Consider the following 14,999-nt stretch of genomic DNA (forward strand, 5'->3'; position numbering starts at 1 on the left):
CACGCCGGTGGGGGCGCCGTTGCGGGGCGCCGAGCACAGCCTTCCAACCCGGCGCAAGAGGGTCAATCAGGCGGGATGCGTACGCCCTCCTCCCCCGGGGGCAGGAGCGGATCATCCCCAGGGAGGAGAGGTCAGGCCGGCGGCAGCGCGATCCAGGTGGCCCGGGCCCGGCCGAGCAGCGCGCCGTCCGGGCCGTAGAGGCTGGAGTGCACCTCGGCCTTGCGTCCCGTGCCGCCCACCATGGCCCCGGTCACCACGCACTCGTCGCCGGGGCGCGGCAGCGCCGTGACCTGCGCGGCGATCCGGCCCAGCACGTACGGGCGGCCGGGCGCGATCACCGCCCAGCCGCCGGGGCAGTCCAGCGCCGCCCAGACGGTCGCCGGCACCACCTCGGCCGGGGCGCGGAACGGCGCGGCGGTCCGCCCGTCCGGCAGCCGGCCCGGGAAGATCCGCAGACCCGCCGGGTTCGCCGGCCCGCAGACGTAGCAGCCGGGGAAGGGGTGGTCCACCAGTCCGGGGTACGCCTTCGCGGCGGCCTCGGCCGTCGCCCGGTCCACCGGCGGCACCACGGCGTCGATCGGCTCGACCCGGCGCACCTGGGCGATCACCTGGCCGTCCGGGTCGCGGACCTCGCCGTCGACCGCGGTCAGCGGGGCCTCCAGGGGCGGCGGCCGGCGCAGGGTGACCTCCACCGGGCCCCGGTCGTCCACCACGGCGGCGAAGATCCCGGCGCTCCAGCCGCCGTTGCCCGAGCCGTCCGGCCCGTGGAAGCGGGACTCGATGATCATGTGGCACCTCCGGGGGCTCCGACCGCCGGCCTCGGCGCCGGGGGTCCGCCCGCGCAGCCTCGCACGGCGGCGCCGGCCCGCCGCAGGTGAGGGGGTGTGCCGGCGCGCCGGGCGCCGTTCACCGGATCGACACCCCTCTTCACCGGGGCCGGCAACCCGGGCCCCTTACACAGGTAGCCATGGCCGTTCTGCACGCCGCTGGCGCACCCCTCACGACCAGCGGATACACCCTGCTGATCGCCGACGACCCGACCCTGGTCGCGGCCGCGCAACGCCTACGTCACGAGGTGTTCGCCAGCGAACTCGGCGCCACCCTGCACCCGGGGGCCGCCGGGCTCGACACCGACGAGTTCGACGCGCACTGCGACCATCTGGTCGTGCTGCGCGAGGGCACCGACGAGGTGGTCGGCACCTACCGGCTGCTGCCGCCCGGACGCACCGACCGCCGGTACGCCGACGGCGAGTTCGACCTGACCCCGCTGACCCCGCTCCATGGCGACCTGGTCGAGGCGGGCCGGTCCTGCGTGCATCCGGACCACCGCTCCGGCGCCGTGATCAACCTGATGTGGGCCGGGATCACCCGGTACCTGCACCTGCGCGGCTCCCGCTGGCTGGGCGGCTGCGCCTCGGTGCCGGTGGCCGACGGCGGGGCCGCCGCCGCCGAGGTCTGGTCCCAGGTCGTGGCCCGGCACCTGGCCCCGCCGCCGCTGCGGGTGACGCCCCGCCGGCCCTGGTTCGCCGAGGCGCCGGCGGTCGTGGACCCGGAGTTGCCGCCGGGCGGGCGTCGCGCGCCGGTCCCGCCGCTGCTCCGCGGCTACCTGCGGCTCGGCGCCTGGGTCTGCGGGGAGCCGGCGTACGACCCGGACTTCGACTGCGCCGACTTCTACGTGCTGTTCTCGCTGGACCGGATGAACCCGCGCTACCTGCGGCACTTCCTGGGTGAGGCGGCGGCGTGACCGGCGAGCTGTGGCGCCCCGCCTCGGGCTGCGGGCCGGGCTGCCTACCGGCGGCCACGGGGCCGGACGTGTCGCCGCCGCGCCGGTTGGGGCGGCTGCTCGGCGTACTCGGGATGCTGCTGGCGGGGGCCGGCCTGGCCGCGCTGCTGCCGCTGCTGCCGGCCCGGGACCGGCGGGCCGCGCTGCGCGGCTGGGCCCGGGGGACGCTGCGCGCCCTCGGCGTGCGGCTGGTGGTCCGGGGCCGGCTGCCGCGCGGGCGGGCGCTGCTGGTCGCCAACCACGTCTCCTGGCTGGACGTCCTCGCGGTGCTCGCGGTCGCCCCGGCCCGGATGCTGGCCAAGCGGGAGGTCCGCGACTGGCCGGTGGTGGGCCCGCTGGCCGCCGCGGCCGGCACGGTCTTCGTGGACCGGTCGCGGCCGCGCGACCTGCCCGCCACCGTCGGCCGGGTGGCCGGGGCGCTGCGCGCCGGGCACTCCGTGGCGGTGTTCCCGGAGGGCACGACCTGGTGCGGCCGGGCGTCCGGCTGCCGGCCCGGCCGGGGCTTCCGGCCGGCCGTCTTCCAGGCCGCGGTGGACGCCGGGGCGCCGGTCGTCCCGCTCGGGCTCGGCTACCGGTACGCGGGCGACCCGAGCGCCCTGCCCGCGTTCCTCGGTGAGGAGACGCTCTGGGAGTCGGTCCGCCGGGTGCTGGCCGCCCGGGACCTGACCGTGGCGGTGACGGTGGCCGCCGCGCTGCACCCGGCACACGGAGCGGACCGGAGGATGCTGGCCCGGGCGGCCGAGTCGGCGATCCAGCCGGCCGGTGTCCGCGCGCCCGCCCGGCGCCCGGCGGCGGTCGGCGTGCGGATCGTCCGGCCGGTGGCGCCGGCCGCGCCGGTGGGGGTGGGGGCGGAGGTGGGGCTGGACCTGGTGGCCTGACGCGAACGCGACACAGTCGCGACAGTCTTGTTCAGTCGCGATGTATCGCGTTATGCTCCTCCCATCACTCAACACGCCGTCGGCGTGTCACCGAGGGGAGGACGCCATGACCAGCTGGACGGTCGACAGTCCGCAACGCATCACCCTGGACGAGCCGGTCACCCGGCTGGACGTCCGGCTCATCTCCGGCCGGCTCAACGTGGTCGGCACGGACGGGCCGGCCCGCGTGGACGTCACCCGGGTCAGCCGGCAGCCGGTCCGCGTCGAGCTGCGCGACGGCCGGCTCAGCGTCGGCCACGAGCGACCGCCCCGCTGGCCGGGAGTGCTCTGGTGGCTCGGCCAGCTCGGCCGCCGGTTCCGGGCCGAGGTCTCCATCGCCGTCCCCGCCCACGTGCTGGCCGACCTGCAACTGGTCGACGGCTCGCTGGTCGCCTCCGGCCTGCGCCGGGACACCCGGGTCGACGTGACCTCCGGTCAGGTCACCCTGATGGGGCTGCGCGGCCGCACCTCGGCGAAGGTCACCTCGGGTCCGGTCGAGGCGCTCGGCGTCGGCGGCGACCTCACCCTGGAGACGGTCTCCGGCGAGCTGATCCTCGCCGACAGCGCGCCCGAGCGCGTGCGCGCCCACGCGGTCTCCGGGTCGATCACCTGCGACCTGGACAACCCGCGCGGCAGCGAGATCCGGCTCAGCGCCATCTCCGGCAGCATCACCGTCCGGGTCCGCGAGGACAGCGACCTCACCGTCCACCTGCACACCACATCCGGCCGGATCACCAGCGGCTTCCCGCAGGTCTGCGGCGGCCAGCACGGGTTCGGCGCGGTGAAGGACAGCCACGGGGTGCTCGGCGGGGGCGCCGGTAAGCTCTGGGCGTCCGCGACCTCCGGCAGCATCGCGCTGCTCGCCCGTCCCGTCGAGGACACCGACGACGTGGAGGACCTGCCGTGACCGCCGTGTTCAGTCACGGGCGGCTCCGGCTCTACCTGCTCAAGCTGCTCGACGACGGGCCGAAGCACGGCTACGAGCTGATCCGCCTGCTGGAGGACCGCTTCCTCGGCCTCTACGCGCCCAGCGCCGGCACCATCTACCCCCGCCTCCAGCGCCTGGAGGTGGAGGGGCTGGTCAGCCACACCGCCGCCGGCGGCCGCAAGGTCTACGAGATCACCGACGCGGGCCGCGCCGAGCTGCGGCAACGCGCCGACGAGCTGGCCACCCTGGAAGCGGACATCACCGCCTCCGTCGAGGACCTCTCCGCGCTGGCCGGCGAGATCCGCACCGAGGTACGCGGCTCGGTCCGGGACCTGAAGCGGGAGCTGCGCGAGGCGGCCCGGCAGACCCGCCAGGCCCGCTGGGCGCCTCCGCCGCCGACCACCCGACCGCCGAGCAGCGGCGGCCCCCGCCCGAGCGCGGAGCCGCCCCTGCTCGCCGAGTTCGACCAGCGGCTGGCCGCGTTCACCGTCGAGGTAGGCGCGCTGGTGCGGGCCGGCCGGCTCACTGACTCCCAGCTCCGTACGGCCATCCGCCTGCTCGACGGGGCACTGGACGGGCTCCGCCGGCTGCTCCGCTAGGGGCCCGGCGGCTCACAGGTTGTTTCCAGGGTCCACCCAGCGCGGCCGCAGCGAGAGCGCGGATGATGGGTGCCATGGTGGCTACCCAGACCGAGGCCCGACTGCTCGTCGTCGAGGACGATCCCAACATCCTCGAACTGCTCTCCGCGAGCCTGCGCTTCGCCGGCTTCGACGTCGCCACCGCTACCAGCGGCAGCGCGGCGCTCAACGCCGCCAAGGACCACCGGCCCGACCTGGTCGTGCTCGACGTGATGCTGCCCGACCTCGACGGCTTCGAGGTCATCCGGATGCTCCGCGAGGGCGGCACGCGCACCCCGGTGGTCTTCCTGACCGCCCGGGACGCCACCGACGACAAGATCCGTGGGCTCACCCTGGGCGGGGACGACTACGTCACCAAGCCGTTCAGCCTGGAGGAGCTGACCGCCCGGATCCGGGCCGTGCTGCGGCGCACCGCCACCGGCGAGCACGCCCCCTCCCGGCTCACCTTCGCCGACCTGGAGCTGGACGAGGAGACCCACGAGGTGCACCGCGCCGGCCAGCGGGTGCAGCTCTCGCCGACCGAGTTCAAGCTGCTGCGCTACCTCATGCTGAACGCCAACCGGGTGCTGTCCAAGGCGCAGATCCTCGACCACGTCTGGAACTACGACTTCCGCGGCGACGACAACATCGTCGAGTCCTACATCTCCTACCTGCGGCGCAAGGTCGACAACACCCAGCCCCGGCTCATCCACACCCTGCGCGGGGTCGGGTACGTGCTGCGCAAGCCGGCGGCGTGAACGCCGTCCACGACGCGAAGGGCTGGCTGCGCAGCGTCCCGCTGCGGGTGAAGCTGGTCACCTCGGTTCTCGCCCTGGTGGCGGTGGCCCTGCTGGTGATCAGCGGGCTCACCGCGTTCCTGCTCCGCGACTACCTGATCGGACAGGTGGACGAGCAGCTCAGCGGGGGCGCGATGAACGTGGCCCGGTCGCTGGATCAGGCCGGCGGCAATCCGGTCAAGATCAACATTCCGTCCGACTACGTGGCCGCCCAGGCGACACCCGGTCAGCCGGTGGAAGCACCCACCCGCTACACCGGCCTCCGGGACGAGGAGCTGCCGCCCTTCCCCGCCGACTTCGCGGGCTACCGGGAGCAGGTGGGCGAGCCGTTCACGGTCCGCTCGCTGGACGGCCGGACCCGGTGGCGGATGCTCTATACCGACCTTCCCGACGGCCGGGTGATCGCCTTCGGGCAGCACCTCACCGCCGTCGACCAGTCGGTCGGGCAGCTCATCTGGATCGACCTGCTGGTGGGCGGGGCCGTGCTGATCATCCTGGCCTCGGTCGGGGCGGGCATCGTGCGTACCAGCCTCAAGCCTCTCGTGGAGATCGAGCGGACCGCGGCGGCCATCGCCGGCGGTGACCTGACCCAGCGGGTGCCCGACCCCGAGGAGGGGCGGGCCTGCCCGACCTCCGAGCTGGGCCGGCTCTCCCGGGCTCTCAACGCCATGCTCGCCCAGATCGAGGCGGCGTTCACGGCGCGGGCCGCCTCCGAGGCGGCGGCGCGCAGCGCCGAGGTGAGCGCCCGGGACGCCGCCGCGTCGGCCCAGGCGTCCGAGGCGCGGGCCCGCCGCTCCGAGGAGCGGATGCGGCAGTTCATCGCCGACGCCTCGCACGAGCTGCGCACCCCGCTGACCACCATCCGGGGCTTCGCCGAGCTGTACCGGCAGGGCGCGGCCCGGCAGCCGGAGCAGACCGCCGGCCTGCTGCGCCGGATCGAGGACGAGGCGTCCCGGATGGGTCTGCTCGTCGAGGACCTGCTGCTGCTGGCGCGGATGGACCGGGAGCGGCCCATCGCGCTGGCCCCGGTCGAGCTGCCGGTGCTCGCCTCGGACGCGGTCCAGGCGGCCCGGGCCGTGGAGCCGAACCGGGCCATCACGCTGGAGATCGAGCCGGGCGTGGGTCCGCTGGTGGTGCTCGGCGACGACGCCCGGCTGCGCCAGGTGATCGGCAACCTCATGACCAACGCGCTCACCCACACCCCGGCGGACACCGCGGTGACCCTGCGGCTGCGGGCGGAGCCGGGGAACCTGGCCGTGGTGGAGGTGGCGGACACCGGTCCCGGCCTCACCCCCGAGCAGGCCGAGCGGGTCTTCGAGCGGTTCTACCGGGTGGACGCGGCGCGTACCCGGCGGGCGGGTGGGCCGACCAGCACCGGGCTGGGGCTGGCCATCGTCGCCGCGTTGGTGGCCGCGCACCACGGCACCGTGGAGGTGGCCGAGACGCCGGGCGGCGGGGCCACCTTCCGGGTGAAGCTGCCGCTGCTGCCCGAGGCGCCCGAGCCCGGCGAGTGACTTTCAGAAAACATTCAGGCGGGTTCCAGGCTGGTCGCAGTGCCAGGGGAGAAGGTGGAGTCATGACCGACCACGAGACCGATCCGCAGCGGTCGCCGGCTCCCGCCGACGCCGAGCCGTCGCACCCGACCGCCGAGCTGCCCCGCGCCGAGAGCGGGCAGTCGGACCCCACCGTCACCCCGGCCGTGGCGCCGGTTCCGGCCGACTCCCCGGCCGCCGGAACCACCGCCCCGGCTCCCGCCGGCCAGGCCGAGGCGCCGGCCGCGCCCGCCGGCCCGTACGCGCCGCCGGCGGCAGCGGCGTACCCGGTCTCCGGGCAGCCGCAGCAGCCGCACCCCTGGTACGGGGGCCACCAGCAGAACCCCTGGTCGCAGCAGGGCGGCTACCCGTCGCAGGCCGGCGGCCCGGTCCCGCCGTACCAGCCGCACCAGGCGTACCCGCAGCACCAGCCGCACCAGGTCCACCAGGCCGGGCAGCCGGTCCCGCCGTGGGGCCCGCAGCAGCCCGCGCGGCCCAGCCGGGCCGGGAAGTTCATCGGTGCGGGCGCCCTCGCGCTGGCGCTGATGCTCGGCTCCGGTGTGGCCGGCGGCGCGCTCGCCCTCGCCCTCGACGGCGACGGCACCGTCACGCGCACCTACTCCGCGGCTCCGGTACTCAACAGCGCCGACCTGCCGAAGATCGCGGCCGCCGTCCAGGACAGCATCGTCACGATCATGACGGACAGCGGTGAGGGGTCCGGGGTGATCCTCAGCGCCGACGGGTACGTGTTGACCAACAACCACGTGGTCGCCTCCGCGAGCGGCAACACGGTGAAGGTGGTCTTCGCCGACGGCAAGACCGCCCAGGCGAAGATCGTCGGCACCGACCCGAAGACCGACCTCGCGGTGGTCAAGGCCAACGGCGTGAGCGACCTGAAGGCGGCCAAGTTCGGCGACAGCGACGCCATGCAGGTGGGCGACCAGGTGCTCGCCCTGGGCAGCCCGCTCGGCCTCCAGGGCTCGGTCACCGCCGGCATCCTCAGCGCCCGCGACCGCACCATCCAGGCCGGCGAGGGCGGTCAGCAGCAGAGCCCGCAGCAGGGCGCCAGCTCGATCTCCGGCCTGCTCCAGACCGACGCCCCGATCAACCCGGGCAACTCGGGCGGCGCGCTGGTCAACACCCGCGGCGAGGTGATCGGCATCAACACCGCCATCGCCACCGCCGGGCAGGGCAGCAACGGCAACATCGGGGTCGGCTTCGCCATCCCCAGCAACAAGGCCAAGAACGTGGCCGAGAAGCTCCAGCGCGGCGAGAAGATCAGCCACCCGTCCCTCGGGGTCAGCGTGGCCGGCGCGGAGGACGGCGGCGCGCTGGTCTCCGACGTGGTCGCGGGCAGCGCCGCCGAGAAGGCCGGGCTCCAGCGGGGCGACGTCATCACCAAGTTCGGTGACAAGGTGATCAACGACTCGAACGACCTGGTCGGCGCCGTGCAGGCCGGCAAGGTCGGGGACCGGGTCGAGGTCCAGTTCAAGCGGAACGGTTCGACCGAGACGGCAACCGTGACGCTCGCCGAGACGTCCTAACACCAGACCTGCCTCCTCCACGGGCGGCGGGCGACGGAGCCAAGGGGGTTGGTTCCGTCGCCCGCCGCCCTTTTCGCGTCCTCACCCGCACCGGGTGAGCCGGTCTCACCCCGTCCGGCGGCACCCTCGGGGCATGACGACCACCTCCGCCGTCCGTACCGACCAGGACATCCAGCGGGACGTGCTCGCCGAGCTGGACTGGGACGCGCAGACCCGGCCGACCGAGATCGGGGTGACCGTCGCCGACGGCGTGGTCTCGCTCACCGGCCAGGTGGACAGCTACGCCCGGCGCTGGGCCGCCGAGCGCTGCGCGCACCGGGTCCGGGGCGTCCGCGCCGTCGCCAGCGACCTGGAGGTCGAGCTGCCCGCCACCGAGGCACGCACCGACGCCGACATCGCCATCGCGGCCAGCCGGGCGCTCGAGTGGGACAGCTTCGTCCCCGCCGAGCGCCTCGACGTGACTGTCGCCGACGGCTGGGTCATGCTCCGCGGCGAGGTGGAGTACGGCTTCCAGCGCCGTACCGCCGAGCGGGAGCTGCGCCGGCTGCGCGGCGTACGCGGGGTGACGAACCTGGTCGAGGTGCGCCCGCCCACCCCGCCCAGCGACGAGCAGAACCGCCGCGACCTGCAACGCGTCCTGTTCCGGCGGACCGGCACCGAACGCATCGAGGTGCGGGTCGGCGGGGACACCGTGGTGCTCGACGGGGTGGTCCGCTCGTGGTGGCAGCGGGAGGAGGCGGAACGGGCGGCCTGGGCCACGCCCGGCGTACGCGAGGTGCACGACCGGATCGTGGTGGCCGGCTGAGCCGCCGTTTACCGCCGGACGCGTCGGGAAACCGCCGCCGACGGGGTACGCCGGGGACCATCGGGGAGGACTCGTGGCCGTGAACCAGCCGCCGTCGGACCGCTCACGGGCCGGGCCCCTGCGGATCGCGATGGTGGTTCCGCCCTGGCTGTCCGTCCCGCCGCCCGGCTACGGCGGCCTGGAGCAGGTGGTGGCCGGTCTGGTGGACGGGCTGGTCGACCGCGGCCACACGGTGACCCTGTTCGGTGCCGGCCGGGAGAACGGCACGGCCGCCGACTTCGTCTCCACCTGCGCGGACCTCCAGTACGAGCGGCTGGGCGAGTCGCTGCCCGAGCTGGCCCACCTGGCCCACGTCAACCGGCTGGTGGACCCGGCCGACTTCGACCTGGTGCACGACCACACCACCATCGGCCCGATGGTCGCGGGCCAGCGCCGGGTGCCCACCGTGGCCACCGTGCACGGCAACCCCGTGGGGGAGTACGGCACCGTGCTGAGCAACGCCGACCACGGGGTGGGGCTGGTGGCGATCTCGCACGCCCAGCGCGCCGCCAACCCGGACCTGCCCTGGGTGGGCACCGTGCACAACGCGATGCCGCTGCGGGACTTCCCGCACAAGCGTTCGCCGGGGCCCGGGCCGGTGCTCTGGCTCGCCCGGTTCAGCCCGGACAAGGGCCCGGACGTGGCGATCCGCGCCTGCCGGGCGGCCGGCCTGCCGCTCACCCTGGCCGGCAAGTGCAACGAGCCGGCCGAGCGCCGCTACTTCGCGCAGGTGGTCGAGCCGCTGCTGGACGAGGACGTCACCCTGGTGCTCAACGCCGACCGGGCGGCGACCCTGCGGCTGTTGGTCGACGCCCGCTGCCTCATCATGCCGATCCAGTGGGCGGAGCCGTTCGGCATGGTGATGGTGGAGGCCATGGCCACCGGCACGCCCGTCGTGGCGCTGCGCCGAGGCGCCGTGCCGGAGCTGGTCCAGGACGGGGTCACCGGGCTGGTCTGCGACCGCGCGGAGGAGCTGCCGGCGGCGCTGCGGGCGGCGGCCCGCCTCGACCCCGCGGACAGCATCGCGCACGTGGCGGAGCACTTCTCGGTCGAGCGGATGGCCGCCGGCTACGAGGCGGTCTACCGGAGCTTCCTGGCCGGTCGGGCCGGGTTCACCGGGCGGCGCGAGGCCACGCCCGTCGTCGCCGGTTGACCCTCAGGTGCGCCCCGTCGCGAGGTCCGCGGCGGCGGCGTCGAGCTGGCGGGCGTACTCGGCGCTGATGCTGCCCTCGCGCCGCCGCTCGGCGATCTTGCCGCGGAGCCGGTCCACGGCGGCGGTCAGCGCACCGTCACCGGTCGCGGCGGTGGCGTTGCGCAGCAGGTTGCGCAGGTCCACGCCGACGTCGCCGCGGATCTGCCCGGCCGCCAGCCCGGCCTCGATGAGCCCCTCCACCCGGTGGGCCGCCTCGTCCAGGCTGCCGCCGGCCGGCGCGGTCGGCGCGCCGCCGGTCGCCGGCGCACGGCGGGTCGGGCCGGGTGGCGCGGTGGTGGCCGGCGTGCCTCGGCTGGGCGGCGTGGCGGACGGGACCGTCACCGGCCCGGCGGTCGGCGACACCCGTGGCGGCGCCTTCTCGTCCGGCACCAGGGCGGGCACCAGCAGCGCGGCGCCGGCGACCACCACCACGCCGACCGCCACCAGGGGCAGCGCCCGGCGGGGACGGGACGCCCCGGCGGGGACGGGCGCGGGGGCCTCGGGCCCGGCCGGCGGTCGCTCCGGGGCGGGCAGCGCCGGCAGGGTCACGGTCGGGGCCAGCATGGTGGCGGCCTGCGGGTCGGCGGGTAGCAGCTGGTCGCGGAGCACGGCCGCCACCTGGTGCGCGGTGGGCCGCCGCCGCGGGTCGCGGGCCAGGCAGCGCAGGCAGATCTCCGCGACCGGCGCGGGCAGGCCGGGTACGCCGTCCAGGGTGGGCGCGGCGTCCTCGGCCAGCGCCGCGCTGAGCTGGTCCCAGGTGTCCGCCGGGTACGGCGGCTGCCCGGTCAGCGTCTCGTAGAGCAGCACGCCCAGCGAGTAGACGTCGGTGGCCGGCTGGGCCGGCGCCCCGTCCAGCCGCTCCGGCGCCACGTACGCCGGCGTGCCGAACGTGCCGCCGTCCTCGTCCTCGTCCGGCGCGCCGACCCGGGTGGCGATGCCGAAGTCGAGCACCTTGGCGCCGACCCGGGTCATCATCACGTTCGACGGGGTGATGTCGCGGTGCACGATGCCCAGCCGGTGCGCGGCGGCCACCGCCTCGGCCACCTGTGCGCCCGTCTCCACCGCCGCCGGCCAGGGCAGCGGCCCCTCGGTGAGCCGGTGTTCCAGCTCCTCGCCGCTGAGCAGCTCCATCACCACGAACGACGTGATGGAACCGTCCGGCGCCACGGTCTCGCCGTAGTCGTGCACGGCGGTGACGTGCGGGTGGACGAGCTGGGCGGCCGAGCGGGCCTCCTCGCGCACCATGTCACGGAACCGGGCGTCGGCGGCGAGCGAGGGGGCGAGCACCTTCAGCGCCACCACCCGGTCGAGCACCTCGTCGCGGGCCCGCCAGATCACCGACATGCCGCCGGCCCCGATCTGGTCGATGAGCCGGTACCTGCGGGCCAGCAGCCGGCCGGCGTGCAGCGTCGCCTTCACATCGCACCTGCCTGGGCTTGGGAGCGCTATCAGGTTGCGGGAATGTGTCCGGCCTGTCAACGGCTGTCCGTTCCCCGGTCGCGGCCCGCGCCGCCCCGGTCGCGCCCGGTGACGGCGGCGACCGGCCCGACCGGCGGCGGCGGGCCGGTTGCGCGGCGCGTGCCAGGATGAACGGCATGGCAGGCGGTCCGGTGGCGTTCGTGCTCGGCGGCGGGGGAGTGCTCGGCGCGGTCGAGGTGGGCATGCTCCGTGCCCTGTTCCGCGTCGGGATCCGACCCGACCTGGTGCTCGGCACCTCGATCGGCGCGGTCAACGGCGCCCTGGTGGCCGCCGACCCGAGCGAGGCCGTCACCGACCGGCTGGTCCGGCTCTGGGCCTCGCCGGAGGCGAGCGAGGTGTACGGCGACTCCGTCGCCCGGCAGTTGCGCCGGTTCGCCGCGCGCACCCACCTGCACTCGCCCCGGCCACTGCGCCGGCTGCTGGAGAGCGAACTGGGCGAGGACACCACCTTCGCCGACCTGACCGTGCCGTTCCGCTGCTGCGCGGCGAACATCGAGCGCGCCGCCGAGCACTGGTTCCACAGCGGACCGGTGGTGCCGGCGGTGCTCGCCTCCGCCTCGGTGCCCGGGCTGCTGCCGCCCACCCAGATCGACGGCCAGCACTACATCGACGGCGGGGTGGTCAACTCGATCCCGGTCGGCGAGGCCGTGGCGGCCGGGGCGACGCAGATCTTCGTGCTCCAGGTGGGCCGGATCGAGCGCGAGCTGAGCCCGCCCCGCCGGCCCTGGGAGATCGCCCAGGTGGCGTTCGAGATCGCCCGCCGGCACCGGTTCGCCCGGGAGATGGCGGCGCTGCCCGAGGGGGTGGAGGTGCACGTGCTGCCGACCGGTGGCCTGGAGCCGCGCGAGGACAGCCCGTGGGCGTACCGGGACATCGCGGCGGTGGGGCGGCGGATCAGCCGGGCGTACACCGCCTCCCGCCGCTACCTGGACACCGCCCTGGAGCGCTGATGCCGCTGCCGCCGCGGTGGTTACGCCGGATCCTGCTCGCGCCCGGCGTGGTGCTGCTCGCCGTCGCCGTCGTGACCACCCTGCCGGCCTGGGCGCTGCTGGCCCTGGCCGCGTCGCCGCTGGTGCCGGGGCGGCTGCGGCCGCTGCGGCTGCTCTGGATCGGCACCGTCTACCTGGTCTGGGACGCGGCCGCGCTGCTCGCCCTCTTCGCGCTCTGGCTCGCCTCGGGCTTCGGCGCGCGCAAGCGGTCGCCGGCCTTCCAGCGGGCGCACTACGTGCTCGCCGGTCACTTCCTGCGGGTGCTGTTCTGGCAGGCCCGCTGGACGTTGCGGCTGAGCATCGACGTGGTCGGCACCGACCCGGACACCGCCCTGCCCGGCCGCCCCGAGCTGGTGCTCTGCCGGCACGCCGGCCCGGGCGACTCGTTCATCCTGATCCACGCGCTGGTGAACTGGTTCCACCGGGAGCCCCGGATCGTGCTGAAGGAGACCCTCCAGTGGGACCCGGCGATCGACATCCTGCTCAACCGGCTGCCCAACCGGTTCATCGCCCCCGGGCCGGACGGGCGGGAGTCGGCGGTCCGGCAGATCGGCCACCTCGCCACCGGCCTGGACGACGACGACGCGTTCGTGATCTTCCCGGAGGGCGGCAACTTCACGCCGAAGCGCCGGCTGCGGGCCATCGCCCGGCTGCGCGCCCTCGGCCTGGAGCGGATGGCGCTGCGTGCCGAGCGGATGCAGCACGTGCTCGCCCCGCAGCCGGGCGGCCTGCTCGCCGCCCTCGACGCCGCCCCGGACGCCGGGGTGATCTTCGTGGCGCACACCGGGCTGGACCAGATGGTCACCGTCGCCGACGTGTGGCGCGAGCTGCCCATGGACAAGCGGATCGTGATGCGGTTCTGGTCGGTGCCGCCCGAGGAGGTGCCGGTCGGGAGGCAGGAGCGCATCGACTGGCTCTTCGACTGGTGGGCCCGGATCGACCGGTGGATCGCCGCCAACCGGGACGGGGTGGCCGCCGACTGAGGATCGGTTCGGTGCGCGTGCAGCGGACCGGCCGGGACGCCACGTAGGGTGCGCTCGTGGAGCAGATCTGCGTGGTGACGACGGTGGTGGACGCCCGCGCGGTCGCGGACGTGCTGGCGGCCGCGGCCGTCGCCGGCCGGCTGGCGGCGTGCGCCCAGGTCGGCGGGCAGGTGGACAGCACCTACTGGTGGCAGTCGGCGATCCAGACCACGGCCGAGTTGTCGGTCCAGTTCAAGACCGCGCCGGACCGGGTGGACGCGCTCGTCGACCAGCTCCGCGCCAACCACCCGTACGAGGTGCCGGAGATCCTGGTCACCCGGGTGGAGAGCGGCAACCCGGACTACGCGGCCTGGGTGCACGACCACACCCGCCCCTAGGTACGCCTACTCTGTCCGCCCGCCCCGCCGGTCACGATGCTGGCGGGGTGGAGAACACCGGCTACCCCTGCCCCGGCTGCGGCGCACCCGCCGACCTCGCCTCCGGCTGTCCCGGCTGCGGGCGCCCGCCGTACCCGCCGGCCGCCGAGGTGGTCCGGCTGGACCGGGAGATCGCCGGGCTGACGCCGCGGGTCGAGGAGGCCCGGGTCGCGTACCAGGAGCTGGCCGGCCGGCTGTCCACGGCCCGGCAGCGGCGGGCCGAGCTGGCCGCCCGCATCCGCCTGGAGATCCCGGCCCCGCGTCCGGTCGCGCCCGCGGCGACTGTGCCGCCGGCCCGCCCGCAGCCGGCCCCCGCCCCGGTACGCCCCGGCGGGGCGGAGACCTCCACCCGCGCGGTGCAGAGCCTGCTCTTCGTCCTCGGTGGACTGCTGCTCGGCACCGCGGCCGTGGTCTTCACGGCGGTCGCCTGGGCCGCGTTCGGGGTCGCCGGGCGGGCGCTGATCCTGCTCGCCTTCACCGCCCTCACCCTCGCCGCGCCGCTGGTGGCCCGGGCGCGCGGGCTGCGCGGCACCGCCGAGACGTTCGCCGCGGTGGGCCTGCTCCTGGTGCTCCTCGACGGGTACGCCGCCTGGTCGGTGAACCTGTTCGGGGTGGCCGGCTGGCCGGGCAGCCGCTACGCCGCGCTGGTCGGGGGGATCGGCGCGGCGGTCGCGGCCGGGTACGCGCGGCTGAGCCGGCTGACCGTGCCCTGGTTCGCGGCGCTGCTGACCGCCCAGCCGGTGCTGCCCCTGGCCGCGGTGGCCGCCGAGCCGTCCGCCGCCGGCTGGGCGCTGGTCCTGACCGCGCTGGCGCTGGGTGACCTCGTGGTGGTGGTCGCCCTGCGAGGCCGGGTCGCCCCGGGCGGCGATGGGCCGGCGCCGGTGGGGGACGGCGCCGGACCGGCCGCCGCTGGGCGTCCGGACCGGGTCGGGTCGGCCGGCGGGGGGGCCGGTCCAGCCCGGCCCGGCGGCGGGGATC

The 14,999-nt window shown here is 75.7% G+C and carries 14 protein-coding genes and 1 pseudogene; 13 read left to right on the plus strand and 2 right to left on the minus strand.

The features are described from left to right. Positions 1–131: 131 nt before the first annotated feature. Positions 132–788, minus strand: a complete 657-nt coding sequence (locus IEY96_RS16390) for a hotdog fold domain-containing protein (protein ID WP_189195649.1) — start codon at positions 786–788, stop codon at positions 132–134. A 179-nt stretch (positions 789–967) separates the two neighbouring features. Between IEY96_RS16390 and IEY96_RS16395 the strand changes: the two genes are divergently transcribed. The 9 genes from IEY96_RS16395 (at position 968) to IEY96_RS16435 (ending at position 10,115) form a co-directional block, all read left to right on the plus strand. Then, positions 968–1,744 carry a GNAT family N-acetyltransferase gene (locus IEY96_RS16395; RefSeq protein WP_189195650.1) on the plus strand — a complete coding sequence of 259 codons (777 nt, stop codon included), beginning with the start codon at positions 968–970 and terminating at the stop codon, positions 1,742–1,744. Further along, positions 1,741–2,661: a lysophospholipid acyltransferase family protein gene (locus IEY96_RS16400; RefSeq protein WP_189195651.1), complete on the plus strand. Its 921-nt coding sequence runs from the start codon at positions 1,741–1,743 to the stop codon at positions 2,659–2,661. The genes IEY96_RS16395 and IEY96_RS16400 overlap by 4 nt, the downstream gene beginning before the upstream one ends. A gap of 106 nt (positions 2,662–2,767) precedes the next feature. Beyond that, positions 2,768–3,607: a DUF4097 family beta strand repeat-containing protein gene (locus IEY96_RS16405; RefSeq protein ID WP_189195652.1), complete on the plus strand. Its 840-nt coding sequence runs from the start codon at positions 2,768–2,770 to the stop codon at positions 3,605–3,607. Further along, positions 3,604–4,227: a PadR family transcriptional regulator gene (locus IEY96_RS16410; RefSeq protein WP_189195653.1), complete on the plus strand. Its 624-nt coding sequence runs from the start codon at positions 3,604–3,606 to the stop codon at positions 4,225–4,227. The genes IEY96_RS16405 and IEY96_RS16410 overlap by 4 nt, the downstream gene beginning before the upstream one ends. Positions 4,228–4,301: 74 nt before the next feature. Further along, positions 4,302–5,003: a response regulator transcription factor gene (locus tag IEY96_RS16415; RefSeq protein ID WP_046571468.1), complete on the plus strand. Its 702-nt coding sequence runs from the start codon at positions 4,302–4,304 to the stop codon at positions 5,001–5,003. Further along, positions 5,000–6,556 carry a sensor histidine kinase gene (locus IEY96_RS16420; RefSeq protein WP_189195654.1) on the plus strand — a complete coding sequence of 519 codons (1,557 nt, stop codon included), beginning with the start codon at positions 5,000–5,002 and terminating at the stop codon, positions 6,554–6,556. The genes IEY96_RS16415 and IEY96_RS16420 overlap by 4 nt, the downstream gene beginning before the upstream one ends. Before the next feature lie 62 nt (positions 6,557–6,618). Continuing rightward, positions 6,619–8,118: a trypsin-like peptidase domain-containing protein gene (locus IEY96_RS16425; protein WP_189195655.1), complete on the plus strand. Its 1,500-nt coding sequence runs from the start codon at positions 6,619–6,621 to the stop codon at positions 8,116–8,118. A gap of 133 nt (positions 8,119–8,251) precedes the next feature. Continuing rightward, positions 8,252–8,923, plus strand: a complete 672-nt coding sequence (locus tag IEY96_RS16430) for a BON domain-containing protein (RefSeq protein WP_189195656.1) — start codon at positions 8,252–8,254, stop codon at positions 8,921–8,923. Positions 8,924–9,053: 130 nt separating this feature from the next. Further along, positions 9,054–10,115, plus strand: coding sequence for a glycosyltransferase family 4 protein (locus IEY96_RS16435; RefSeq protein WP_373293579.1), 1,062 nt, complete (start codon positions 9,054–9,056; stop codon positions 10,113–10,115). A 3-nt stretch (positions 10,116–10,118) separates the two neighbouring features. Here IEY96_RS16435 and IEY96_RS16440 read toward each other — a convergent pair whose 3' ends face one another. After that, the gene (locus IEY96_RS16440) at positions 10,119–11,573 is read right to left on the minus strand and encodes a serine/threonine-protein kinase (RefSeq protein WP_189195658.1); all 1,455 of its coding nucleotides are present in this window, start codon (positions 11,571–11,573) and stop codon (positions 10,119–10,121) included. 176 nt (positions 11,574–11,749) lie between these two features. Here IEY96_RS16440 and IEY96_RS16445 point away from each other — a divergent pair, with 176 nt between their 5' ends. The 4 genes and pseudogenes from IEY96_RS16445 to IEY96_RS16460 form a co-directional block, all read left to right on the plus strand. Beyond that, the gene (locus tag IEY96_RS16445; protein ID WP_189195659.1) at positions 11,750–12,583 is read left to right on the plus strand and encodes a patatin-like phospholipase family protein; all 834 of its coding nucleotides are present in this window, start codon (positions 11,750–11,752) and stop codon (positions 12,581–12,583) included. Then, entirely contained in the window at positions 12,583–13,605 is a 1,023-nt protein-coding gene (locus tag IEY96_RS16450) for a 1-acyl-sn-glycerol-3-phosphate acyltransferase (protein WP_189195660.1), read from the plus strand. Before IEY96_RS16445 ends, IEY96_RS16450 begins: the two co-directional genes overlap by 1 nt. A 56-nt stretch (positions 13,606–13,661) precedes the next feature. Then, positions 13,662–13,982 (plus strand): divalent-cation tolerance protein CutA, encoded by a 321-nt coding sequence (cutA, locus tag IEY96_RS16455; protein WP_189195661.1) that lies wholly within the window; start codon positions 13,662–13,664, stop codon positions 13,980–13,982. Between the two features lie 47 nt (positions 13,983–14,029). Further along, a pseudogene (locus IEY96_RS16460) lies at positions 14,030–14,999 on the plus strand (SCO7613 C-terminal domain-containing membrane protein); the annotation flags it as partial.

It is taken from the genome of Micromonospora fulviviridis, from assembly GCF_014648395.1.
GTDB classification, from domain to species: domain Bacteria; phylum Actinomycetota; class Actinomycetes; order Mycobacteriales; family Micromonosporaceae; genus Micromonospora; species Micromonospora fulviviridis.